The organism is Streptomyces sp. NPDC006368, assembly GCF_040612535.1.
In the GTDB taxonomy this organism is placed as follows: Bacteria; Actinomycetota; Actinomycetes; order Streptomycetales; family Streptomycetaceae; genus Streptomyces.
Window position 1 is genome coordinate 24,158 of the sequence record NZ_JBEXQK010000005.1, and the last position, 23,241, is coordinate 47,398.

20 protein-coding genes and 5 pseudogenes are annotated in these 23,241 nt (G+C 70.1%); 11 read left to right on the top strand and 14 right to left on the bottom strand.

Annotation, left to right across the window (positions count from 1 at the left end):
* The first annotated feature begins 516 nt into the window (after window positions 1–516).
* Together ABZZ38_RS06220 and ABZZ38_RS06225 are read left to right on the top strand one after the other, a co-directional pair.
* Window positions 517–783 (top strand): hypothetical protein, encoded by a 267-nt coding sequence (locus tag ABZZ38_RS06220; RefSeq protein WP_356736310.1) that lies wholly within the window; start codon window positions 517–519, stop codon window positions 781–783.
* Between the two features lie 82 nt (window positions 784–865).
* Window positions 866–1,168 carry a hypothetical protein gene (locus ABZZ38_RS06225; RefSeq protein ID WP_356736312.1) on the top strand — a complete coding sequence of 101 codons (303 nt, stop codon included), beginning with the start codon at window positions 866–868 and terminating at the stop codon, window positions 1,166–1,168.
* Between the two features lie 142 nt (window positions 1,169–1,310).
* Here the strand turns inward: ABZZ38_RS06225 and ABZZ38_RS06230 are convergent, their stop codons facing one another.
* The 5 genes and pseudogenes from ABZZ38_RS06230 to ABZZ38_RS06250 all read right to left on the bottom strand — a co-directional run.
* The gene (locus ABZZ38_RS06230) at window positions 1,311–1,625 is read right to left on the bottom strand and encodes an STAS domain-containing protein (protein ID WP_356736314.1); all 315 of its coding nucleotides are present in this window, start codon (window positions 1,623–1,625) and stop codon (window positions 1,311–1,313) included.
* Between the two features lie 3 nt (window positions 1,626–1,628).
* Window positions 1,629–2,285, bottom strand: coding sequence for a PP2C family protein-serine/threonine phosphatase (locus tag ABZZ38_RS06235; protein ID WP_356736316.1), 657 nt, complete (start codon window positions 2,283–2,285; stop codon window positions 1,629–1,631).
* Between the two features lie 232 nt (window positions 2,286–2,517).
* Window positions 2,518–3,900, bottom strand: coding sequence for an MFS transporter (locus tag ABZZ38_RS06240; protein WP_356736318.1), 1,383 nt, complete (start codon window positions 3,898–3,900; stop codon window positions 2,518–2,520).
* A gap of 200 nt (window positions 3,901–4,100) precedes the next feature.
* The gene (locus ABZZ38_RS06245) at window positions 4,101–5,762 is read right to left on the bottom strand and encodes a tannase/feruloyl esterase family alpha/beta hydrolase (protein WP_356736320.1); all 1,662 of its coding nucleotides are present in this window, start codon (window positions 5,760–5,762) and stop codon (window positions 4,101–4,103) included.
* 143 nt (window positions 5,763–5,905) lie between these two features.
* Window positions 5,906–6,380: pseudogene (locus tag ABZZ38_RS06250) on the bottom strand (IS5 family transposase); the annotation flags it as partial.
* A gap of 217 nt (window positions 6,381–6,597) precedes the next feature.
* Between ABZZ38_RS06250 and ABZZ38_RS06255 the strand changes: the two are divergent.
* Window positions 6,598–7,812, top strand: coding sequence for an endonuclease/exonuclease/phosphatase family protein (locus ABZZ38_RS06255; RefSeq protein WP_356736322.1), 1,215 nt, complete (start codon window positions 6,598–6,600; stop codon window positions 7,810–7,812).
* A gap of 141 nt (window positions 7,813–7,953) precedes the next feature.
* Here ABZZ38_RS06255 and ABZZ38_RS06260 read toward each other — a convergent pair whose 3' ends face one another.
* Together ABZZ38_RS06260 and ABZZ38_RS06265 are read right to left on the bottom strand one after the other, a co-directional pair.
* On the bottom strand, window positions 7,954–9,831 hold the full coding sequence (locus ABZZ38_RS06260) for a GAF domain-containing protein (protein ID WP_356736324.1): 1,878 nt from the start codon (window positions 9,829–9,831) through the stop codon (window positions 7,954–7,956).
* Between the two features lie 146 nt (window positions 9,832–9,977).
* Entirely contained in the window at window positions 9,978–10,886 is a 909-nt protein-coding gene (locus tag ABZZ38_RS06265) for a 3-hydroxyacyl-CoA dehydrogenase family protein (protein WP_356736326.1), read from the bottom strand.
* 671 nt (window positions 10,887–11,557) lie between these two features.
* On the opposite strand from ABZZ38_RS06265, the gene ABZZ38_RS06270 reads away from it, so the two are divergent.
* The 3 genes from ABZZ38_RS06270 to ABZZ38_RS06280 all read left to right on the top strand — a co-directional run bounded on the left by ABZZ38_RS06270 (window position 11,558) and on the right by ABZZ38_RS06280 (window position 13,759).
* The gene (locus ABZZ38_RS06270) at window positions 11,558–12,163 is read left to right on the top strand and encodes a hypothetical protein (RefSeq protein WP_356736328.1); all 606 of its coding nucleotides are present in this window, start codon (window positions 11,558–11,560) and stop codon (window positions 12,161–12,163) included.
* A gap of 190 nt (window positions 12,164–12,353) precedes the next feature.
* Window positions 12,354–13,112, top strand: coding sequence for a CoA transferase subunit A (locus ABZZ38_RS06275; protein WP_356736330.1), 759 nt, complete (start codon window positions 12,354–12,356; stop codon window positions 13,110–13,112).
* A complete protein-coding gene (locus tag ABZZ38_RS06280) occupies window positions 13,109–13,759 on the top strand; it encodes a 3-oxoacid CoA-transferase subunit B (RefSeq protein ID WP_356736332.1) in 651 nt (216 codons plus the stop codon). Before ABZZ38_RS06275 ends, ABZZ38_RS06280 begins: the two co-directional genes overlap by 4 nt.
* A gap of 16 nt (window positions 13,760–13,775) precedes the next feature.
* On the opposite strand, the pseudogene ABZZ38_RS06285 reads toward ABZZ38_RS06280, so the two are convergent.
* Window positions 13,776–14,427 (bottom strand): annotated as a pseudogene (locus ABZZ38_RS06285) (transposase); the annotation flags it as partial.
* Between the two features lie 106 nt (window positions 14,428–14,533).
* On the bottom strand, window positions 14,534–14,905 hold the full coding sequence (locus tag ABZZ38_RS06290; protein WP_356736334.1) for a MerR family transcriptional regulator: 372 nt from the start codon (window positions 14,903–14,905) through the stop codon (window positions 14,534–14,536).
* Window positions 14,906–15,033: 128 nt separating this feature from the next.
* Here ABZZ38_RS06290 and ABZZ38_RS06295 point away from each other — a divergent pair, with 128 nt between their 5' ends.
* A complete protein-coding gene (locus ABZZ38_RS06295; protein WP_356736336.1) occupies window positions 15,034–15,834 on the top strand; it encodes an aminotransferase class IV family protein in 801 nt (266 codons plus the stop codon).
* A gap of 377 nt (window positions 15,835–16,211) precedes the next feature.
* Window positions 16,212–16,468: pseudogene (locus tag ABZZ38_RS06300) on the top strand (transposase); the annotation flags it as partial.
* 24 nt (window positions 16,469–16,492) lie between these two features.
* Here ABZZ38_RS06300 and ABZZ38_RS06305 read toward each other — a convergent pair.
* Both ABZZ38_RS06305 and ABZZ38_RS06310 read right to left on the bottom strand, forming a co-directional pair.
* On the bottom strand, window positions 16,493–17,593 hold the full coding sequence (locus ABZZ38_RS06305) for an ABC transporter substrate-binding protein (protein WP_356736338.1): 1,101 nt from the start codon (window positions 17,591–17,593) through the stop codon (window positions 16,493–16,495).
* A 220-nt stretch (window positions 17,594–17,813) separates the two neighbouring features.
* Window positions 17,814–18,823, bottom strand: a pseudogene (locus ABZZ38_RS06310) (transposase); the annotation flags it as partial.
* A 260-nt stretch (window positions 18,824–19,083) separates the two neighbouring features.
* On the opposite strand from ABZZ38_RS06310, the pseudogene ABZZ38_RS06315 reads away from it, so the two are divergent.
* Window positions 19,084–19,200, top strand: a pseudogene (locus tag ABZZ38_RS06315) (DUF2795 domain-containing protein); the annotation flags it as partial.
* A gap of 18 nt (window positions 19,201–19,218) precedes the next feature.
* On the opposite strand, the gene ABZZ38_RS06320 reads toward ABZZ38_RS06315, so the two are convergent.
* Window positions 19,219–20,310: a M28 family peptidase gene (locus ABZZ38_RS06320; protein ID WP_356736340.1), complete on the bottom strand. Its 1,092-nt coding sequence runs from the start codon at window positions 20,308–20,310 to the stop codon at window positions 19,219–19,221.
* A gap of 89 nt (window positions 20,311–20,399) precedes the next feature.
* Here ABZZ38_RS06320 and ABZZ38_RS06325 point away from each other — a divergent pair, with 89 nt between their 5' ends.
* Entirely contained in the window at window positions 20,400–21,290 is an 891-nt protein-coding gene (locus ABZZ38_RS06325; protein WP_356736342.1) for a class I SAM-dependent methyltransferase, read from the top strand.
* A 182-nt stretch (window positions 21,291–21,472) separates the two neighbouring features.
* The gene (locus tag ABZZ38_RS06330) at window positions 21,473–21,763 is read left to right on the top strand and encodes a class I SAM-dependent methyltransferase (protein WP_356736344.1); all 291 of its coding nucleotides are present in this window, start codon (window positions 21,473–21,475) and stop codon (window positions 21,761–21,763) included.
* Between the two features lie 165 nt (window positions 21,764–21,928).
* On the opposite strand, the gene rbsD is transcribed toward ABZZ38_RS06330, so the two are convergent.
* Together rbsD and ABZZ38_RS06340 are read right to left on the bottom strand one after the other, a co-directional pair.
* Window positions 21,929–22,318, bottom strand: a complete 390-nt coding sequence (rbsD, locus tag ABZZ38_RS06335; protein WP_356736346.1) for a D-ribose pyranase — start codon at window positions 22,316–22,318, stop codon at window positions 21,929–21,931.
* A complete protein-coding gene (locus ABZZ38_RS06340) occupies window positions 22,315–23,217 on the bottom strand; it encodes a ribokinase (RefSeq protein ID WP_356736348.1) in 903 nt (300 codons plus the stop codon). Before ABZZ38_RS06340 ends, rbsD begins: the two co-directional genes overlap by 4 nt.
* Window positions 23,218–23,241: the final 24 nt, after the last annotated feature.

The following is a 23,241-nucleotide window of genomic DNA, read 5'->3' on the forward strand; positions in this document are numbered from 1 at the left end:
GATGGCGGCGATCTTCAACGCCCCGGCGACGTGTCACACACCCTCCCGTCAGCCGGTGACCGAAGTGCTGCCAAGTCGGGGTGTGCGACAAGCCGCTTGCCTCGCTGGTGCCAGCCAGCCTGCTTTGACCAATCCCACGCACCACGTCATCCAGCTGATCCGGTGACAACTAGCCAACCTCGGCACAATGCGCGGGCCGTCACAGAAGCGCTCTGACGGCGGCCCGCTTCCCATTCCGCACCCCGAATGCGAGGCCGATGACCACGGCCTGGTCGGCCCGGAGCAGAGCCCGCCGCTCGCTCGCCCCACGCGTCGCCGCACCCCGCGAACCGGTCGACCCCGCGCGCATCGGCCGGCGCGTCGTGCGCCGCCGGGCGAAGGGCATGGACGCCGCCGCCGTCGCGGTGGCCCCCGAGGACGCCCGGTTCGACGCGCGGGGAGGACTCCCGGCGCGAGCACCTGGCCGACGACGAGCGCGGCCGCGCGGAGCTGGCGGAGTGGGAGCGCATCGACCAGATGCTCGCCGCCGCCGCGCCGGGCACCGTGTACGGCCCGGACACCGACGACGTCGTCCAGGCCGAGCTCGCCGCCGAAGCCGCGGCCGCCGAACGGGAAGCCGAGCTGCGCGAAGCCGCCCGGGTCACGACCCGCGCCGATGAGCTCCAGGCGCTGCGCGAGATGGGCACGCTGGAGCAGGCCGAGCCGCGCGAGGGCGACGAAGCCGTCCGTGACGAGCTCACCCGCCGCGCCGGGTCCTACGTCCGAGCCGACGCCGACACCTGACTCGCCCGCACCCTGGCCACGCACCCCTCGCCGCACTCCTCACCGGCGCCACCGAGCCGACCGGCCCCACGGGGAGCCCGGCATGACCCACGACCAGGAGCCGGAGGCCGTCGCGGTCTGGCCCACCGCCAGCGCCATCGGCCGGCACTTCGAGGAGCTGTTCGCCGACGGCACCGTCCAGGCGTGGACCGAGTCACCGTTCGGCAAGACGTACTACCCCGGCGAGGACGCCCCCGACTACAACCCGATCTGCGCCTGTCCGTCGGTCCGCCGGTTCTGCATGAGCTGCGCGGACTGCGCCACCTGCCGACCGTGCACATGCCCGCCGTGGGATCACCTCACGTTCGGCACCCACAGACCCCCAGACCCCCAGACCACGAGATGAGGGTTCCTCTGCCGTTGCACATGGATGGTTTGTCAATGGAGTTGGATCGGGCCACTGGGGCGGCGTGGCCGCTGGATCGGCCGGGTCAGGCGGGCTCGGGCGTGGTAGTGAGGCGGGCGTTCATCGCGGCCTCGATGCTGGGTTAGGACGGCATGACGGTACTCGGGCCGGTCAGATCGAGCATTCGGGACAGGCGGTCGGGCACGGCGGCTAGGGTCAGGGAGCCGTTTGCGGCCATCGCGCAGCGCATGATGCCGATCAGGGCGTTGAAGCCGGAGGAGCCGCAGAAAGTGACTCCGGTCAGGTCCAGGATCAGGTGCGGATGTCCTTGGGCTATGACGTCCAGTGCTTCTTTGCGCAAGGCGGGAGCGGTGTATACGTCGATCTCTCCGCCGACGCAGAGGGCCGCCAGGTGTCCGTCGGTGTGGGTGGTGGTGAGGGTGAGGTCGTCGGTCACCAATCAGCGCTCCTGGTCGGCGCAGGCGGCGCCTGCGACGGGCGTGGCCAGGGTGCGGGCCGTCGATAGGGCGGCTGGCTGCTCAGTGGCCGGTGCCAGGGGTACGGACAGTGCGAGTAGGGCGACGTCGTCACCGCGACCGGCGGGCAGGTCGGTGATGAGGGCGATGGTGTCTTCGATCAGGCGGCCGGCGTCCAGGGTGGTGCGGGTGTGGAGGAAGGCGGCCACGCCTTCCTCACCCAGCATGGTCCCGTCCGGCAGGCAGGCCTCGGTGAGCCCGTCGGTGTAGAGCAGCAGCCCGTGGCCCGGGGCGAGATGGAAGGAGTGGGAGGCGAACTGGGCGCCTTCCAGTGCTCCCACGAGCATGCCACCCCTGGGCCGTACCCCGTCCACCACCATCGCGCCGTCGTCCCCGCGCTGTATGTGGAAGGCGGGGGGATGGCCTCCCATGGCCACGGTCACGGTGAAACCGCCGCCCGGGGCGGGCTGCAGGGTGCCGAAGACGCAGGTGCAGTACCGGCTGCCCATCGAGGGATCGAGCAGCAGGGCGCTGTTGAGGGCGTCGAGGACTTCGGTGGGATCGTCGTGGTGCTGGGCGGCTGCGCGCAGGGTGTAGCGGGTCAGTGAGGTGACGGCGGCGGCTTCGGGCCCTTGCCGCACACGTCCCCGAGGAAGAACGCCCAGCGCTGTCCGCCCAGGGAGAAGACGTCGTAGAAGTGCCAACCCCCACGTCCTATGCCACACGCAGTGAAGACCCGTGTCACGCTGATGGAGCGTGAGCGTGACACGGGGGTCACGCACGCGGGTGGGCGCTTGTGCGGAATCCTTTGGGTGCCTGCCGTTGGCCAATGAGGTCAGCTCCGCCGAGGGGCGATCCAATGCAGCGGGTACTTCAGGCCGTATGAACCGGTTGGTCCCCGGCCCGTGCTGGATCGGTTCCGTAGGCTTCTGCGTCCGCCAGGTCCCGGTGGCGGGTCTCTTTGGCGCAGCCGAGTGCGATGACCGTGAGGACGACGGCGGCCATGACGTAGAGGACGATGGGGGTGGCGCTGTCGTATTTTGCGAGCAGGGCGGTGGCGATGAGCGGAGCTGGGGCGCCGGCGGCCACGGAGGAGAACTGGGCGCCGATGGATGCTCCGGAGTAGCGCATGCGGGTGGCGAACAGTTCGGAGAAGAAGGCCGCCTGTGGAGCGTACATGGCGCCGTGGAAGAGCAGGGCCACGGTGACGGCCGTGATCATTGCGCCGGAGGACTGCCGGTCGACCAGGGCGAAGAACGGGTAGATCCACAGGCCCATGCCGAGGGCGCCGATGAGGTAGACGAGGCGTCGTCCGATCTTGTCCGAGAGGGCGCCCCACAGGGGGATGGTCACGAAGTGGACGGCGGATGCGATCAGGACGGAATTGAGGGCTGCCTGTTTGCTCGTGTCGGCGTGCTCGGTTGCGTACACGAGGATGAAGGCGGTGACGACGTAGTAGGAGATGTTCTCCGCCATGCGGGTGCCCATGGCGATGAGGACGTCGCGCCAGTGGTCGCGCAGGACGGCGAGTACGGGCGGCTTCTCGCGGACGGCTTGGTCGGTCTTGCGGCGTTCGGCTGCTGCGAGGGCGGCCTTGAACACGGGCGATTCATCGACGGAGAGCCGGATCCACAGTCCGACGAGCACCAGCACGCCGGAGAGGAGGAACGGCACCCGCCAGCCCCAGGAGTTGAACGCCGCGTCCGACAATGTTGCCGTCAGTATGGCAAGCACGCCTGTGGCCAGCAACTGCCCGGCCGGCGCTCCGGTTTGCGGCCACGATGCCCAAAAGCCGCGCCGACCGGCGTCTCCGTGCTCCGCCACCAGCAGGACCGCGCCGCCCCACTCGCCGCCCAGGGCGAAGCCCTGGACCAGGCGCAACACGGTGAGCAGGAGCGGAGCGGCCGAGCCGATGGTGGCATGGGTGGGGAGCAGGCCGATCAGGAAGGTCGCGCCGCCCATCATCAGCAGGCTGTAGACGAGAAGTCTCTTGCGTCCCAGCCGGTCGCCGTAGTGTCCGAAGACGAGTGCGCCGATGGGGCGGGCGGCGAAGCCGACTGCGTAGGTCAGGAATGACAGGAGCGTGCCGACGAGAGGGTCGGAGTCGGGGAAGAACAGTTTGTTGAACACCAGTGCGGCGGCGGCGCCGTAGAGGAAGAAGTCGTACCACTCGATGGTGGTGCCGATGAGGCTGGCGGCCACGATCTTCTTCAGGCTGCTGGAGGCCTGGGGTGGGGCTGGGGGTGGCGATGACATGTGCGAGTACCACTTCCGTGATGGTGGCTGAGTTCGTGCGGTCTCCCACCAGGGTGGGATCCGCGGCCCGCAATCCGTTATGTGCGGAGCGGACACTGATCGTGCGGGGATGTCCTCGCCGCAGCCATACCGGACCGGACGGTGTGTGCTTCTGTGCCTGTGTTGCTGAGCAGCCGGGGGCAGGGGCCGCCCGGGGCGGATCAGGTTCGTGGCCGTGCGCCGTGGCAGGTGAAACCGTGTGCGGAGGCGGAGTTGCCGTGGCCGAGGTATTTCGGCCAGGAGGGGTAGGCGCACAGCGGCCGGGTGCGGGCGTTGCCGGCGGGGCTGGTGTCGGTGACGACGGGCCGTGCGGGTGCCTTGTTCTCTTCCGTCCAGCCTTCCAAGGCGCTCAGCGAGTCGTAGCTTGCCGCGAAGGCCGCGTCGACGTTGACGTGGTTGGCGCCGGGGATGAGATAGAGCCGGGCAAAGTCGCGGGTGGCGTGCGGCCCCATGAGTTTCTGGACGCGCTGGAAGTATTCGACGGTGGAGCGGTGGCTGACGAGCTCGTCGGCGGTGCCGTGCAGGAGGAGGAGCTTTCCGCCTGCCTTGGCAAAGCGGCGCAGGTCGGGGTTGTTGACGTCCTGCAGGGCGGAGAGACGGCTGATGCGCTGCTGCCAGATGCCGGGGCGGCGGGGGTCCACGGCCAGCGAGTTGTGTGCCGGGTCACGGGTGACGAAGTACCTCACCCATTGGTCCCAGAACTGGACGCCGTAGCCGCTGGCCTTCGGCATCGGATGGCCCGGGGGGCGGGAGCCCATGCCCAGCAGCGGGGTGGTCATGTCGGCGCCGGAGAGGAAGGGGAACCCGGGATAGCCATGTTCGCCGCTGGCCAGGCGGTATTTCCATCGCAGTGGCGAGGAGAGCGCCTGTGCGGCGTGGATCTGGTGATCGCTCAGGCAGGTGTCCGCGGTGTCCTTGCCGTCCGGGCAGCGCAGGGTGCGGGGCTGGAAGCGGCATCCAGCTTCGTTGGAGATGACGCCGTCGCGCAAGCCATCCTTGCCGTCACAGGACCGGATGACGCTGCGGTACAGCAGGTCCTGTTCGGCCGGGTTGAGGAAGGCCCCGGGGCGGGAGAGGACCTGGGCTTCGTGGCCGAAGAACAGGTTGAGGCTGGCGGCGTTCCAGGCGGGATAGGCGGCGATGACGCCGTCGAAATCGGCGGGCCATCGCTGGGCGACGGCGAGGGCTTCGCGTCCACCGCTGGAGCCGCCGGCGAAGTAGCTGTGCGCGGGGTCGGCGCCCTGGTAATGCGTGCGGATGATGAAGTGCGCAGTGTCGTGGGTCTTTTTCAGTGCGTCGCCGGCGAAGTTGTGGACGGCTTCGTCGTTGACGCCGAAAGAGCCGTCGAGGGAAGGGGCTGGTTTGAAGTCCGGCGCCGCCTGGTGGCCGGAGTCGCTGGCGTAGGTGGCGTAGCCGCGGCTGAGCGGGCGCGGCTGATTGGTCGGGCCGAAGGGAACGTTGCCCGTGACATCGGGGATGGTGCCGTCGTAGCCTCCGCCGCCGAACATCATCGTCTTTTTGTTCCACTGCTGAGGCAGGGCGACGCGCAGGGTGATGTCGGGTGCCTGAGGGTCTACGGGATGGATGACGGCCTCGACACGGCAGTATGTGCCGGTCGCCGAGGTTCCGCTTCCGGTTGGCGCAATGATGTTCGCTGCGCTCACCTCGCCGCCCGTGGTGTGCAGCCCGATTTCTGAGGCGGGTATCCGTAGGCCGCGCAGGTCACTGCAGTCGGCCGGTCTCTGAGTGGCGTGTGCCGGGAACAGGAGCGTGCCGCTGAGCAGAGCGCAGGCGATTCCTGCTGCGGCGAGGGTTCTCTTCATGGCGTCTCCGTTGCTTGTGCCTCGTGTCGCGAGGCGCAAAGGTTACGGAGCGTGCCACCAGAGACGGTATGGGCTGGGCGCACACATGGGCTGCCTGCGAGATGTGCTGTGCACGGGGTCCTGTTTGGTGTTGTCGTCAAACGTCACGCCCACATCAGGAGTGAAGCGAGGGTGACGGCTGCTTCGTAGGCTCGGCGGTCTTGTCGTACCGGGTGGCGATGCCTCGCCACTGCTTCAAGCGGTTGAAGCACCGTTCCACGACGTTGCGGTGCTTGTGGACCTCGCGGTCGAAGGCCGGCGGGCGGCCGCCGCGGCTGCCTTTCCGGGCCCGGTTGCGGACCTGGTCGGCCCGCTCGGGATCGTGTGGGCGATTCCGTGACGCCGCAGCCAGGTGCGGATCGCTTTCGAGCTGTAGCCCTTGTCTCCCAGGACGTGATCGGGCCGGTTTCGAGGCCGTCCCGGTCCGATGCGAGGCACGCGAATCGCTTCCATCACGGTGGTGAACCGGGCGCAGTCGTTGGTGTTGCCGCCCGTCACGACGAAAGCGAGCGGGCGGCCCCGGCCGTCACAGGCCAGATGAATCTTGCTGGTCAGCCCGCCTCTGGACCGGCCGACGGCCGGGTCGCGGAGCCCCCTTTTCGCCGCCTTCGCCGGCGAGGTGGATTTTGCAGGTCAGGCCGCCGGGACCGTCCGAGTCCCTCGTCGGGGCGGTGGTGCCGGGGCGTCGTACTTGGCTTCGCTCATGATCCGCTGGACAGTGCCTACCCTTCTCGCGTGACATGATCACGCGGCGTTTAAGATCATCGCCTTTGCCGATTCCGACACAAGGAAAGCGATGAGAATACGCGGGATCCTGGCGGCCTTCGTGGTCGCCCTCTCCGTCGTCCTGATGGCGGGTCTGGCCCAGAGCGGGGCGGACCTGCTGCGGGCGGACCGCGCGGCGGTGACGGACACGAAGCGCACGGCGACGGACGCGGCGTCCGACGCCGGGCCCGGAACCCAGGTCCAGCTCCGGGCGGTCACCTTCAACATGTGCGGTGGCTTCTGCAACAAGGGCGGCACCGACCTGCTGTACCACATCGAGAAGCAGATCAACGACTTCGCGCCGGCGCACCTGATCATGCTGCAGGAGGTGTGCTACTCGCAGTTCGAGTGGTTCAAGAGCAAGTACGCGGGCACCTACGAGTTCAGTTTCACGCCCCTGCTCACCAACTACCCGACCTGTGGCGCGTCCGACTGTTCGGTGAACATGGACAGCGACCCGAACAACGACGACACGCGCTGCTGGATCGGCCAGGTCCTCGGTGCCCGTGGGGCGCTGGGCCCCAAGGACGAGATCCCCCTCGGCGGCGAGAACCACCAGCTCGACAACAACGGCAACCCGCTCCCCCTGCCGCGGACGTTCAACGCCCTCTGCCACGACGTGACCCTCAACGGCGTCCCCGGGAAGGTGAAGGGCTGCAGCGTGCACCTGCGCGCCTTCGACGACGCCAAGGGCGTCAGCGACCGGGCGCGTTCCGCGCAGGCGGCGCGCCTCGCCTCCGAACTCGACGCGGACATCGACGCCGGCAAGGTCGTCGTGGTGGGCGGGGACTTCAACGCGGTCCCGCAGCCGCACAAGGGCCCGGTCCTGGACAGCTTCTACCGCCCCGACGCAGCGCCGGGCGGGGGCATCGGCCGGTTCTACGAAGCCGACACCACCGACGACAACGACCCCGACGGCACCGGCCCCGACCCCGGCTACTGGACCATGACGGATCCGGACTGTGTCGCCCCCGCCAAGACCTGCCGGAGCGGCCAGTCCACCACCGTCGACCTGTCACCGCTGGACCACGACCAGCGCAACAGCAAGATCGACCACCTCTTCTTCTCCGAGGCCACCACAACCGACACGCTCAGCGGTGGTTCCTACGCCATGTACTTCGGCGATGCCGCGCGCACGATCATCAAGCACAAACCGGTGGAGGCCGCCAAGGACGCCAACGGCAAGTACTTGAAGCTGTCGGAGCACACCTTCTACCGGGGTTGGGCGACGGTGACCGTCTCCTGATCCTCCGGTGACGGGTGACTCGTTACACGAACGAACGGCCCGTGCCGCATGATGTGCGGCACGGGCCGTTCGTCCGTGTCAGCCGCGCGTCCTCGAGCGGTCGATCGGCGCGGTGTCCAACCATGATCCGCCGGACAGACCCTAGGACTTGCTGACTCTCAGCAGCCGCAGGGCGACCTGGATCTCCAGGAGCCGTTCGGGGTCGCGCCAGGTGGCGCCGAGGAGCTGGCTGATCCGGCTCAGGCGTTGGGTGACGGTGTTCACGTGCAGGTGCAGCAGATGTGCGGTGTTGCGGGCATGCTGGCCAGTGCGGCAGTACGTGTCGAGGGTGTGGACCAGATCGGAGTGGTGGGTGCGGTCGTAGGCGATGACCGGGCCGATGACGGATTCGATGAAGGAGGCAGTGGTCGGCTCGCCGCTGAAGAGGGCTCCGACGAATCCGAGTCCGCGGGTGCCGGCGATCTCGCCGGTCCTGCCGAGGGCGACCAGCGCGTGCAGACAGTTGTCCGCCTCGCGGAAGGCGGCGGCGATGTGGGTGATGTCCGCGGCTCGCGCGGTGCCGGCGGTAACGGGGTGGCGTGAGGTCCGCGCCAGTTCATCGACGGCGCGGCGCGCCACGGCTTGGGGGTCATCTCCCGGCAGCAGCAGGATGACCGTGCTGCGCTGGAAGGTCGCCAGGCCGTGGGAGCGCCGGGCGATGGCCGCGGCGGCGGCGTAGACCCGCTCGCGTGGTTCGTCATCGACCCGGGCCACCACCACGGTGCGACAGGTGGCGAGGTCGACGTCGAGCAGGGCGGCCCGGTGCCGAAGGAGGTCGTAGTCCTTGTCGTGCGCGGCCAGCAGGTCACCCAGCAGTTCTCCGCGTACGCGGGCTTCGGCCTCCGCCATGCGTCTGCGGGTGACGAGCACGAGGGAGGCCACCAGTGCGGCCCTTTCCAGGATGCGCCGGTCGGTGGCGTCGACCTGCGCGGTGGCGCTCAGGACGATGGTGCCGAGGGGCTCGGACTCGGTGATCAGGGGAACGGCGCAACGCGTGGTGCGGATCACGGTGTGTCCGGCCTGCCAGGCGTCCGCGCTGAGCCGGCCGAGTTCGTCGGCCGGCACCGTGTCGTGGCCGCAGGACTGGGCCACGATGGTGCCCTCCTCGTCGAGGACGACCACCGTGCCGGAGACCGCGGTCGCGGTGGCCTGTACGACTTCGTCGACGCCATTGCCCTGGATGACCAGGCGGGTGAGGCGTTCATGGACCTCCGCGGTGCGTTCCAGGTCCGCCATGTGGGAGCTGATCGTGTCGTTGGCGACCCGCAGCTCCGACACCGCCCGTTGGGCGGCGCTCAGCAGGCGGTTGTTCTCTATGGCCACCGCGGCGTGCGAGCCGAGCATCATCAGCACGCTGATGTCCCGGCTGCTGAAGTCCTGCTGGCTCCGGTGTGCGGCCAGCAGGACTCCGATCACCTCCTGGTTGAGTTTGACCGGCACACCCAGCAAGGACTCGATCCGCTCGGCGGCTACGGTTTTGTCGATCTCGGTGGTGTGGGCGAAGGAGTCGTCGGTGAGGTAGGCGGCGACGGCGTAGGGTTCGCCGGTCCGCGCGACGATCCCCCCGACGCCGGTCCCGATGGGCAGCCGCAGTTCGCGCAGCAGGCCGGAGATGTTGCCGGCGGCGGCTTTGATGTAGCTGTCGCCGCGGCCGCGGTCGCTGAGGCTGATGTAGGCGAGATCGCAGTCCAGCAGCCGCCGTGCCCGGTCGGCGATCGCTTGGAGGATGGTGTCCAGGTCCCGCAGGGAGGCCAGGTCGTTCGCGGTGTCGTTGAGCAGCTGCAGCTCCGCCTCGTTGCGGCGGTGGCGCAGCAGTCTTTCCCGCAGACGCAACGCGATCGCTCGCTCCTCCTCCAGAATGTCGAGCCGGCCGGCCGGTTCCCCTGCGGCGCGGGCCAGTGCCAGGGCCTCGTCGAAGGCTTCGATGTCGGTGTCATCGACGAGCAGCTTCAGGAAAGACAATCCGTACCCGTGTGCCATTGATCCTCCGTCGAGCCGTACTCCCGGCGCTCGGCAAGTATGGCGCTGCCCGGTCAGGCACCGCAGCGAACTGGGGGAGCCGCCGCCCCTCTGCTCTGCCGCCATCGCCGGCCTTCAACCGGTCCCCTGGCGCCGGCCCGGGCGTTCTACGGTTCGTCGAGGTTGCGGCGGACGCCGCGGTCCAGGCGCTCTGCCACTTCTTCTCCCCGCCCGGCCGGCCAGGCCAGCAGTCCGCCACCGGAGGCGCGGCCTCGATGTCCGGCGTTGAGGGATTTATCGAGCGTGGGGAACGTGACCGCAGCTGACAAGTGGGGCGCCAGGCTGTCGAGGATGTCCCTGGTCAGGTCCAGGCCGATGAAGTCCGCGTTCTCCATGGGGCCCACAGCCGACCAGCGCAGGCCCAGGCTCGCCCGCATGACCGTGTCGATCGTCCCCGGGTCGCAGACTCCCTGCTCCAACAGATGCAGTGCCTCCCGAACCAGGGCGAACTGGAGCCGGTTGCCGATGAACCCCGGGACATCCCGGTGCAGGCGCACCGTCGTCTTGCCCATCCCATCCAGCATGTCGCACGCTTCCTGCACGAACCGGTGGTCCGTCTCCGCGCCCGGGGCGACCTCGACCAGCGGGATGACATAGGGCGGATTCCACCAGTGCACCCCCACCAACCGCTGCGGGTACCGCATGCCCTTGGCCACCTCGGTGAGCGGGAGCACCGAGGTGTTGGACCACACCGGCATCACGGCCGGAATCTTCGCTTCCAGCGCTCCCAGGACCTGATGCTTGACGTCGAGACGCTCGGGGACGGCTTCGATCACCACATCCACCCGTAGCACCAGGTCCGTCAGGGTTTTGGCTGCCGTGACGCGTGCGGTCATCATCCCGACATCGCCCGGCGGGATGTCGCAGCGTTCCAGGGCCCGCACGATGCGCTCATCGAGCGATGCCAGGGTCGCAGGGTCCGCGTCGTACACCATGACACGGTGCCCTGCCTGAGCCAGAGCAACAGCGATCCCGTGCCCCATGAGCCCACCGCCGATGATTCCGAACCGGGTCATTGCCTGTCCTCCAATAGCTGAGCGGTTGTGCGGTGACGTGTGCCCTCGCGGCTCTGAGAGCTGGAGATGCATGGCGAGGCGCACAGCAGGCGGAGGCTGAAGCTGCAGAACGTGGTCCGCACGGCTCGGTCGACGGCAGCCCCGCCGAATCGCTATGACGGTATTCCGCCCCCGCCAGGTACTACGAGAGGTGCGGCACACACACGCGGAGCACTAGGGGTGTGCACACCGCATACTCGGCGCACCCACGCGGCCCAGCGCCAGCGGTCGCGCGTGACCCGCTCGGGCGGCCGAGACGTAATGGCTGGAGCGGACACCGCAGGGGGCGAAAGACGTGCGCTGTGACCATCTGACTGCTGCGGCAGGAGGCTCTAGCGTGCCCTGTGTCACACCACCCCACCACCCCTGTCGGCGTCCGCCGAGTGCGAGCCGCAACATCAGCGCTCGATGACCGCACGACGGGTAAGGAGCCCCACATGCTGTTTGCATCCACGACGCCCCGCGGGCCGGCAACGACGCACACGGGCAACCGGCGACCGGTCCGTGCGCGGCGGCTGCTCAGCGCCTCCCTCGCGGCCCTGCTGACCACGAGCCTTCTGGGACTGGCATCCCAGACATCCATTGCAGCGCCTCAGCCGGCGACCTCTACTGCCGGACACGACCCCGTGATCATGATCCCGGGCATGACCGGCACCCCGTCCAACATGAACACCATGAAGTCCAACCTGCAGAGCAATGGCTGGCCCGCGAACAGGCTGTTCACGTGGACCGACAGCAGCTCCATGACGCAGGACCTGGCCAAGGCAGCCCGGCAGCTGTCGGCCAAGGTCGACCAGGTCCGCAGCCAGACCGGGGCGGACAAGGTCGTCCTCGCCACGTGGTCCGCGTCCACCCTGGCCGCCCGGTACTACATCAAGAACCTCGACGGCGCCGACAAGGTCTCCCAGTACATCGGCTTCGCCGGACCGCAGCACGGCACCACCAACAACGGTTGCCAGTGGTACGTGTCCTGCCAGCAGTTCGCCTCCCCGAACACCCCCTTCCTGCAGGAGCTGAACAGCTCCTCCGAGGTCCCCTTCAACGACAAGGTCGACTACCTCACGATCAGGTCGACCGCGGACACCAACGCCACACCCGTCGACACCGCGATGCTGGCCGGCGCGGACGAGAACTACCTCATGAGCGGGCCGATGGCACCCAACCACCTCATGATCATCTCCAACGCCACGGCGCTGGCGAAGATGCGTTCCTTCATCACCGCACACGAAAGCGCCTGACCCCCACCGGTTGGGACGAGAGCGTCCACCGGCCGTGCCGGGTCCTGCACTTGGCAGCGCCCGGCACGGCCGGCCCCGCCCCGCCTTCCACACCGACCCTGACTTACGCACCCTCCCTGGTGGCCCAGCGCAGCGAACGTTTCTGCAGCCGGCCCGCGGGGCACCGCACACGAAGGGCCTCTTCACTTCCATGAACAAGACGATGGCTTCGGCCACGCAAGCAGTGGCCGACATCTCTGCCGGAGCGATCCTGGCCGTCGGCGGGTTCGGCCTCAGCGGCGTACCCGACACCCTCATCCGGGCGCTCCACGAGCAGGGCGCTGACGACCTCAAAGTGGTCTCCAACAACTGCGGCGTGGACGGGCGCGGCCTGGGGATCCTGTTGGGCTCAGGCCGCATATCCCGGGTCACCGGCTCCTACGTCGGTGACAACAAGGAGTTCGCCCGCCAGTACCTGAGCGGGGAACTGGAGGTGGAACTGGTGCCCCAGGGAACCCTCGCCGAGCGACTGCGCTCCGGCGGCACGGGTATCCCGGCCTTCTACACCCCGGCAGGCGTGGGTACCCAGGTCGCCACCGGCGGACTGCCCTGGCGCTACGCGCCCGACGGAACAATCGCCCTCGCCTCGCCCCCCAAGGAAACCCGGATCTTCGCCGGGCGCACGCACGTCCTGGAGCACGCCATTACCACCGACTACGCCCTCGTCCGGGCCTGGCGCGGCGACCACCACGGCAACCTCGTCTTCCACCGGGCCGCCGCCAACTTCAACCCGCTCGCGGCCATGGCCGGCCGGATCACGATCGCCGAGGTCGAGGAACTGGTCGAACCCGGCGAACTGGCCGCCGACCACATCCACGTGCCCGGCGTCTTCGTCCAGCGCGTCGTCCAACTCACCCCCGCTCAGGCGGCCGACAAACCGATCGAGAAAAGGACGGTACGTCCCCGATGACCTGGACTCGCGCGCAGATGGCAGCCCGAGCCGCCGCCGAACTCACCGACGGCTCCTACGTCAACCTCGGCATCGGCCTGCCCACCCTCATCCCCAGCCACCTCCCGGCCGGCGTCCATGTCGTGCTGCACTCCGAGAACGGCATCCTGGGCACCGGTCCCTACCCGTCCGAGGACCAGGTCGACCCCGACCTGATCAACGCCGGCAAGGAGACCGTCACCGTCCTTCCCGGGGCCTCCTTCTTCGACTCGGCGCTGTCGTTCGGGATGATCCGTGGCGGCCACATCGACACCGCCGTCCTCGGCGCCATGCAGGTCTCCTCGGCCGGTGACCTCGCCAACTGGATGATCCCCGGCCAGATGGTCAAGGGCATGGGCGGCGCCATGGACCTCGTCCACGGCGCGCGAAGGGTCATCGTCCTCATGGAGCACACTGCCAAGGACGGCACCCGGAAAATCGTCGACGAGTGCACGCTCCCGCTCACCGGGCGCCGCTGCGTCGACCGCATCGTCACCGACCTCGGCGTCCTGGACGTCACCGACCACGGCCTGACCCTGGTGGAGACCGCATCCGGCGTCACCGTCGAAGACATCCACGCCCGCACGGCCGCGCCCGTGCACATCGGCAGCATCTCGTCCGCGCGCTGAATTCCCCTCCGCCTCCTCGGATCAGGCGGAGCTGGGCGTGTGCGGCCAGGACGAGCCAGGTCCAGCGGTCGGCCGCTCCGGAGCCCCGCAGCCGCGGCCGGGCCCCTCCGAGGAGCTGCTTGAGCAGGCGGAACGTGTACTCCGGGTCGAAGCGCCTGAGGAAGGACTGCCAACACCGGTCGACGTCCTGCGTAGTGGCGCCGGTGCCGGACCACCACAGCCAGACGGGCTTGTTCGCCCCCGCCGCTGGGCAGCTTCTCGACTGTCAACCGGATCACGGTGCCCTTGATGATCGGCAACGGGCCCTCGTTGTCACCCCACGCGGCTCGCCGCGTCAGCCGGGGGTGGGGCACGCCTGCGCGGTCGCCGCCCCGTACCGGTCGGTGTTGGTGACGGTGACCGCGGTGGCCTCGCCCCACGTGGCCGGGTCGCCGAAGACGACCCCCGCCGTGCTGAGGCGGCCGACCGCCCTGCGGCGGACAGATCCACGGCACCGGCACAGGCTTGCGGATGCTCGGGCAGCCCGCCACTGGCTGGCGTTCACCAGGGCGTCCGACGACGTCGCGGACCTGTCCGGCGGTGACCGCGGCGACATCGGCGCCAGGCTCCAACCGGATCGCGGCCAGCAGCGCGGTCCACGACGCCCGCCCGGTTTCCAACGCCGCGACGGACCAGGCCCGCGGCGTACTTGTCCACGTCCGGCGCCAGCAGCCGGGCCTGACCAGACCGTGCGAATGCCGCGGGGCACCACCGCCACGCTGGGTGTGGCCGCCTTCAACGGGTGGGGCTGACGGGCGACTGCGCCAAGTAGTCGGCGAGAGTGCCGCGGGTGCGTCGGAGGTGGTCGATGTGCTCGTCCATGGCCGCCATCTCCCCCTGCAGGATGACCCGCAGGTCGGCGCACCAGTCGAACTCCGGCGTTTCCTGCGCCTCACCGCGGACGCATGGCAGCACCGAACGGATCACCTCGGTGGACAGGCCCGCGTCCAGCAGAGCGCGCACTCTTCGCACGGTGACGACCGCGTCCTCGTCGTAGTCCCGGTAGCCGTTCTGCTCGCGCCTGGCGTCCAGGAGGCCCTGCGCTTCGTAGTACCGCAGCAACCGCGCCTTTACCCCGGTACGCCGGGACAACTCCCCGATCAGCATGCTGCCCCGCCCGTCGTGCCTGCTCGCGTCTTGACCTTCGCATCGATGTTAAGCCTTAACGTCGTCCACCGAGCGGGCATTTCGCACTGGTGCCTGACTGATGACTACGGATGCTGGAGTGATGCACGATGTCTTTCGTTGTCCAACGTAACGGCCTGGCGGCGACCACCGAGGAGCTGACGCCCCTCGCCTTCGCGGGCTACGCGCACTTCACCGCCCTACAGGTCCGGGACGGCCGGGTCCGGGGCCTCGACCTCCACCTGGAGCGGCTGCGGTCCGCCTCCGTGGAAATGTTCGGGCGGGCACTGCCTGACGACAGGGTCCGTTCCTACCTGCGGACGGCGTTGCGGGCTGGCCCGGCCGACCTCTCGCTGATCGCCACGGTGTACTCCCCGGCAGGCGAATTCACCGCGGCCGGACCTGAGGTGGAGCCTGAGCTGCTGGTCCGTACGGGACCTGCGGCGACCGGTCCCGAGGGCCCGCTGGCCCTGGCGGCGGTCGAGCACGAACGGGAACTCCCGGCCGTGAAACATGTCGGCGAGGTGGCCAAGACGTATCATCTCCGCCAGGCCGTCGAACAGGGATTCGACGATGCGGCCTTCGTCGACCGGCGGGGCCGGCTGAGCGAGGCCACGATCTGGAACCTGGCCTTCTGGGACGGCGACAGCGTGGTGTGGCCTGCCGCGGAGATGCTGACGGGCACGACGATGGTCATCATCCGCCGCCAACTGGAACACCTCGGTATTCCCCAGCGCACCGAGGAGATCTCCCTCGACGATCTGCCCGCGCTGGCCGGAGCGGTCGTCATGAACTCCTGGACCCCGGGAATCCCGGTACACCGCATCGGCCCGGTCCCCCTGCCGGACGCCCCACTCTTCCTGAAGCAGCTGCATCAGGCTTATGACGCCGAACCTTCCTTGCCGCTGTGACGGCCGGGGCGGGGCGCGCGCCGGGTTGGGACCCAACCCCTTCATCGATGGGGTCCGTGCCGGTGGGTATGTGTTCCGTGACCTTCTCTGCGCAACGGGCGCAGCAAAGCGCGCGGCGAAGGGGGGTTCTTGACGTTGATCTCACCGAAACCCTAAAGCGGTAAGTGGCTGATGAACCGGCGACCACGGTCCCGAACGCGCACGCTCCCACCCCCGCGCGTCGGAACACACGAGTAGTGCCTACCTCGCGACCCAGGGTCTGGCACGGGGCGCTGCGCGGGAATCTGGACGACGGAGCGCTATCAGCGACTGTACGGAGTCGCGGCCCGGGTGCTCACGGTGGACGAGCATCTCGCCGTCGCAGGAGTGGACTTCACAACCGCACGTACCTGCGCAAGCGCGGTATCCGCTGCACGATCCCGGAGAAGCGCGACCAGATCGCCAACCGAAAGAAACGCGGCTCTCACGGTGGCCGCCGCCGAAGTTCGACAAGGCCGACTACAAAGAGCGCCACGCGGTGGAGTGCGGAATCAATCGCCTCAAGCGCCACCGCGCGGTCGCCACGAGATACGACAAACTCGCCGTCCGCTACGAGGCGACCGTGCTGGTTGCAGCCATCAACGAGTGGTTGTGACGAACGCACCCTAGCACCGGCTTCTCAGCCGGCGTGGAGGATCCGAAAGCGATCGGGTTCCACCGGGTCCCGATCAACGACTTGGATTGGTGTCCAAGCCCATTGCCAAACGCTGATGCCCGGCGTGCGGGAGAACCGGATCGGCCCGCGGGTGCCCTCGACCGCCACGCGCGGCCATGACTCGGCGATGGCCGCCCGGTCCGCCCCGTGGGAACGCAGCACGTCCGCGAGGACGGCGACGGTGTCCCAGCCCTCGAAGGCGACGAAGGAGGCCGATTCGCCCAGCCGCTCGCGGAGCTCCTTCCCAACGCGTTCGCCGAGCGGACCAAGGCGCTCGGGCAGGTAGCGCAGGAAGGGGATCCCGGCGCCGTCCTCACCCAGCACCGCGGCCCATTCGACGAACTCCGGTTGTCCGGCCGGAGCGCCGATCAGAATCTCCGCGAGCCGCCGGTCGCCCCGCACAGCCCTGACGATCGGCACCGCCGGCTCCGGATGGCCAACCAGCAGGAGGAGCGCCGTCGCACCGTGATCGACGAGCGCGTCGCACAGGGCCTCGGGGGTGAGCGCGTTCGTGTCGAGTTCGACGACGGTGCCCCCGCGGTCAGCGAGGTGGTCCCGCAGGACGCGGGTCCCGGACGCCCAGTAGACACTCGGCTGGGTCGCCACGGCGATCCGATGCCGACCCGCGCCGACGAGGAAGTCCGCGTAGATCCGCCAGCCGCGGGACTGGGCCGGGGCCAAGCGCGCGACCCACTCCGTCGGCTCCTCGGTAAGCGCGTCAAGCACCGCGGACGAGCAGAGGAACGGCACGCCGAGGGCGTCGGCCCGGGCCGCGGCGGCGCGGGCGACGACACTGTGGTACTCGCCCGCCACGGCGGCCACGCCCAGGGCGGCCAGTTCGTCCACGGCCGCCGCGGCCCGCTCCGGATCGGCCGCGGTGTCCCGGACCACCAGCTCCAGTGGTCTGCCGTCGATCCCGCCGGCGTCATTGACCTCGCGAACGGCCAGGTCAAGTCCTGCGAGCAGGTGGCGGCCCGCCTCGACCCAGCCGGGCCGCGTCAGCGGGACGAGAGCGCCCAGACGGACGGACGACTCCGCTCCGGACGGTGATGGTGGCGTGTTCATCGGGTGACGTCTCCCCTGGGACGATGCGGTCACAGTCCGCCCGGATCGCGCGCCGGGGCCGGCGGTCCGCGTTCATCACGTCTCGCCGCGGCGGGCACGCCCGGGTGAACATGCCGGTCATTGGATCCACCACCATCGCCAATAGGCAACCGATTATTGACTCGCCGACCTGCCAAGCTTCATCGGCATCGGCACCAACGAGGGCTTGCGCCTCAGAAGGTCACTTCTGAAACAGCCCCCTAATCTTGTCCTTTATCTGCCAGGATCTTCCGGGCTTGCCGATGGCCTTGAGGCTCTCGGGGCGTTTGACAATCTTGCCGACGTCGTAGCGGGGTGCCCGGTGTTTGTTCTCGGCGCCCGGTGGCCGTCCGGGGCCCTCGGGGTTGAGGAACACGGTTGGGGCAGGCGAGGTGAGCGCGGATGTTCCTGAACCCCCGGCGGACCCGTGCCGTGGTGAGCCGGTCGGGGACGGCGGGTTTCTCCCAAGGGCGGCGCAGATCCGCGGCAAGTGGGCGGGCGAGCCGGAGCTGGGTCTGAGCGACAAGCAGGATCCAGGTCCAGCGGTCCGCGGCCTCGGGAGTACGGAGTTCCGGGGTGGTCGAGCCGAGGGTCTGCTTCGCGAAGCGGAAGGTGTGCTCCAGATCGAAGCAGCGGAGAAAGGCCTGCCACAAACGGTCCACGTCCGCCGGGGTGGCGCCGGTCTTCGAGGACCATAGCCACACCGGCGGGGCATCACGGTCCTTCGACAGAGGCTCGGCCTTCATCCGGATCAGCGTTCCCTCGACCAGGGGAAGTTCACCGTCGTGGTCGAGCCAGGATGAGCGATGGGTGAGCCGCGGGTGGACCGGGTCCCCTGCCTGGGTTCTGGCCTTGCCGTAGTGGGCGGTGTCGGTGACCGTGGTGATCGCGGGTTCGGGCCAGGTCTCCGGCTCGGCGAAGCGGAACTCCGGACCGTGCTTGGGCGGCCGACCGTTGACGCCAGGCATCCGCGTCGGCTTCGGCAGACGCATCACGCGGTCGGAGCGGACCCTGCCAACCAGCCCGACCGGCAGGTCACCGCAGAACCCAGGCCAGGCGGGTAACGTCGTAGCCGGCGTCGCTGACGATCACGATGGCCGGGTCCCCGGGTTGCCACTGACCCGCAGCGATGAGCCGGCCGACAACACCCCGCAGCTGGGCTGCGGTGATCGCGGTCGCGTCGTCCGCCGGACCGAGCCGGACCGCGTCAAGAGGGGCGCCACGCCACCGAGCTGGGGCTCGTTCGTACGACGGGACATGGCGTCCTTTCCTGGCGGCCCTGCCGCAAGCCTGGCAAGGTGCTCCGACCGTAGAGCGGTGTGCCGGGGCGGCACGCGCAATTGTGCCCAACGGGCTGTCAGTGATCGGTGTATCGACGAATCGGTACCGGGGGTACCCCGGAGCGCTGGCGGGACCGCTCACCGCGGTGGCCGCGGGCCGTGCCCACCGGCCCCCACCGCAGGGGCCACATCCTCGGCCACAGCCACGCGCAGCCAGCCGGGCAGGCCCGGCGCGGGGGCAAGCCCGGACTGTCGCAACATGTGCGCGACGCGCCCAAGCCACCGGTGGACGAGGAACTGGAGCGCTGATCACGGTACCGGCCACCCTCACGTCCGGATCGCGCCTCCGAACCGCGCACGGCGCTCCGGCCAGCACACGGCGGTGGCGGCGGTCGCCACGGCGACCGCCGCAAGCCGCGCGTAGTCCAGGGTGTCCGGGGTGTCGGTGGGCCGGTGATAGTGGCGGTTGCGGAAGTTCGCGGTGCCGGTGAGCATCAGGGCCGGGATCCCGACGTTCCAGAAGGCCGCGTGATCGCTGCGGTCGAGGTGCGCCAGCGGCGGTACGGCCAGGCCGGCGAGCGCGCCGAGGGGACCATGCGGCCGCGGGTCCCGCAAGGTGACGCAGGGCAGCGGCGGGTCCGCCGCCTGCGCCGCCGCCCGCCACAAGGCGGCGGCGGCGTCCGTCGAGCGCCGGTGCACCACCAGAGTGAAGTCGCCGCGCAGCCCGGCCGCGCGAACCTCGGCGGCCACGGACGGGAAGGCGGCGTCGAACCCCATCGGCATCTGCTGGCTGCCTGGTTCGGGCGTGAAGTAACCGACCGACTCGAGGCACATCATGCCCACGGCCTGCCGGCCGCGGCGGAGCCGCCGGGCCGCGTACCGCGCGCCGATCAGGCCCAGCTCCTCCATGTCGAAGACGATGAGCGTCACTGCGGGCGGCCGCGGCAGTGCGGCGAGGAGCCGGGAGATCTCCAGCAGCGCGGCGACGCCGGAGGCGTTGTCGTCGGCGCCCGGACTGCCGTCGACGGTGTCCAGGTGGGCGCCAACGACCACGGTGCGGCTCCCACCGGCGGCGGACGCCGTCCCACTCCCCCGGTGGTCGCCCCAGGCCGGCCGGGCCAGGAGGTTGGCCCCGGACAGCCGCGGGTGCAGCCGGAACTCCAGCGGGAGCGCCTGGTGGCCGCGGCGGTCGGTGGAGCCGAGGCGGAGCCGTACGTCGAACGGCTGCCGTTCGGTGCACCAGCCCGCCCGCGCGAGCTCCCCGGTCACGTACGCCTCGGCCCGCGCCATGGCCTCCGGGGCGCGGGTCCGGCTGCGCGGGCCGTCCGCGAGGCGCTCCACGTCGCGGCGCAGGCGCGCCGGATCGGCCCGCGGGGCAAGCTCCCGTACGAGCGCCGCCACATCCGCCGTGTGCACCATGGGCACCACGGTGCGCCACTTCGCCCTGGGTCACCATCGGAAGGGAGGGCCGCACTCGCCCGTACGGCCCACTGCGCAGAGACGGGGCGATGCGCGGGTGGCGGAAGTACAAGGTGCGCGAGGCGATCGTCGGCGCGGTCACCGGCTCCCTGACCGCTCCCACCCGTCTGCTGCTCGGCGGGTTCGACGACGGCGGCGCCTGCAGTACGCCGGCCGCGCCACCACTCTCGCGAACCGCGGTCCTCCAAGATGTCCGCGCCGTCCTCGCCGTCGGCGCGCTCCTCCAGACCGTCCCCGTGGTCCTGCCGCTCGCCTCCCCGTCCGACCCTGCGGACCATGCCCACCTCGTCCGGCACCCCGTTCGTGCCGCCCGCCCGGGAAGGATCACCGTGACCACCACCGCATCCACCGCGAGCGCCGTCTACTGGGAGCCGCTCTGGGCCCAAGGCCGCCAGTACCGGCCGCTGTGTGAAGCCGAGAAGCGGCTGATGGACCAGCAGCCGGGACCCGGCAACGGCCGCCCCGCGCTCGACATCGGCAGCGGTGCCGGCGCCCTGGCCCGCCACCTCTGTCATGAGCTCGGATACCGCACAACGGGCGTCGACTGCTCGCCCAGCGCCGTCGCGCTCGCCGCCGCCCAGGGCACCGGCCCCGGCCCCGGGCCGACGTGGCGGTGCCTGGACATCACCGCCGACGACCACACCGCCCTGCCGGAGTCGGCGTACGCGCTCATCACGTGCCACCTGGTCCACCGGTGGATGGACGACAAGTCGGCGTTCCTCGACCGTGTCCGCCGACTCGTGGCACCCGGTGGAACCTTCCGGGTCGTCACCGAGATCGCCGGCCGCCGCACGACCACCGACCTGGCCCTCCTACGGCTCGGCATCACCCCCGCGGACACCGAGCTGCTCACCACGGGATGGTCCGTGGTGCGCACCGCCGACCTCGACGTCCTTCGCTGCTACGCCCTGCGCCTCTGACCACCCCACTGCTGATGGAGCACCCCTCGTCCGACATCGAGACACACAACCAGGGCGTCCGGACCACCTAAGGCGCCCACCGGATTGCCCGACGGATCGAGCTGCCCGAGCTGGACCGCTGGACTGGGACTTCCCGGGGGCGGGCCCCGGCACCGAGGTGTTCGGCGACGTGAAGGGCGCGCGTGCTCGACCTGGGCAGCGGGCTTGGCCGGCACGCCGCCCGCATGGCCGCCCTCGGCGCGAAGGTCCCTGCCGTGGACTCCTCCCCCACGCAGCACCAGCGCGCCGCCGCCCGCTACCCGGGCGCCCCGGGTCTGAGCCTGGTGTGCGCCGGCGCCGTGGCCCACCTGCGCACCGCCGACCCGTACGACCTGGTCTACTCGGTCAGGGAGGCGGTGGTGGTTGCGGGGCCAGTGGTGGTGTCGGACTTGCCGCCGATGGGGTGGCGGGCCACGCCGGGGCCAGGTGGATGAGCACTGGCGGCGGGCGCGCGCGGCGCTGTCCGGCGTGGACCGGATCGTTACTCGGTGTCAGGACTTCTGGCAGAGGATCCGGGGGATCGCGGGGGTTCCTGGCGGGAGGGGAAAAGCCGAGGGCCCGGTCGACGGACCGGGCCCCTCGAAAGCGTTCCGGTGGTCTCAGAAGAAGACGCCGCAGCGCAGCAGCACGTTCGCGTACGGCCGTGCCTCGCCGGTGCGGACGACCAGCCGGGCCCCCGCCGACAGCTCCTTGAGGCGCTTGTGCGAGACGAGGTCCAGCGCGGGGAAGTAGCCGTCCAGCAGCTTCGACGCCTGCGGATTCTCCCGCCGTACCTCCGCCGCCGCCGTCGCCCCCTCGACGACCAGCTCCGCCAGCAGCCCCTCCAGGACCTCCGCGAACGCCGGCACCCCGGCCCGGAAGGCCAGGTCCACCACACGCGGGCCGACCGGTATGGGCATGCCCGCGTCGCACACGAGCACCCCGTCGCCGTGGCCCAGTTCGGCCAGCGCACCGGCGAGATGGCGGTTCAGTATCCCGGTCTTCTTCACTGGGCGGCGACCTCCGCCGCCGTCGGGAAGGACGCCTGCGCGCCCTCCTTCGTCACCGTCGCCGCCCCGACCCGAGCCGCGTACGCCGCCGCCTGAGCCAGGGACTCGCCCGCACCGAGCCGGTAGGCCAGGGCGGCCGTGAAAGCATCGCCCGCGCCCGTCGTGTCCACCGCGTCCACCTTCACGGACGCGACACGGCCGACGCCCTCCGCCGACGCCACCAGCGCGCCCTCCGAACCCAGCGTCACCACCACCGACCGCGGGCCCTTCGCCAGCAGGGTCCGCGCCCAGTCCTCGGGCGCGTCCCCGACGGCGGACCCGCCCAGGATCACCTTCGCCTCGTGCTCGTTGACGATCAGCGGGTCGCAGGCCGCCAGCACCTCCGGCGGCAGAGGGCGCGGCGGCGAGGGGTTGAGGACGAAGCGGCTGCCCGGCGCCAGGTTCCGTACGACCTCCACCACGGTCTCCAGCGGGATCTCCAGCTGCGCCGAGACCACCCGGGAGCCGCGGAACAGGTGCCCGGCGGCGCGCACGTCCTCCGGGGCCAGCCGGCCGTTCGCGCCCGGTGAGACGACGATGCTGTTGTCCCCGGACGGGTCGACCGTGATCAGCGCGACCCCGGTCGGCGCACCGCCCGCCAGGACACCCACCGTGTCGACGCCGGCCTCCCGCTGCGAGTCCAGCAGCAGCCGGCCGTGCGCGTCGTCGCCGACCCGGGCCAGCAGAGCCGTACGGGCGCCGAGTCTGGCGGCGGCGACCGCCTGGTTCGCGCCCTTGCCGCCAGGGTGGACGGCCAGGTCGGAGCCGAGCACGGTCTCGCCGGCACCGGGCCGGCGCTCCACTCCGATCACCAGGTCGGCGTTGGCCGACCCCACGACCAGGAGGTCGTAGTCGTACATGTGTTGTCTCCCCACGTGAGTGAC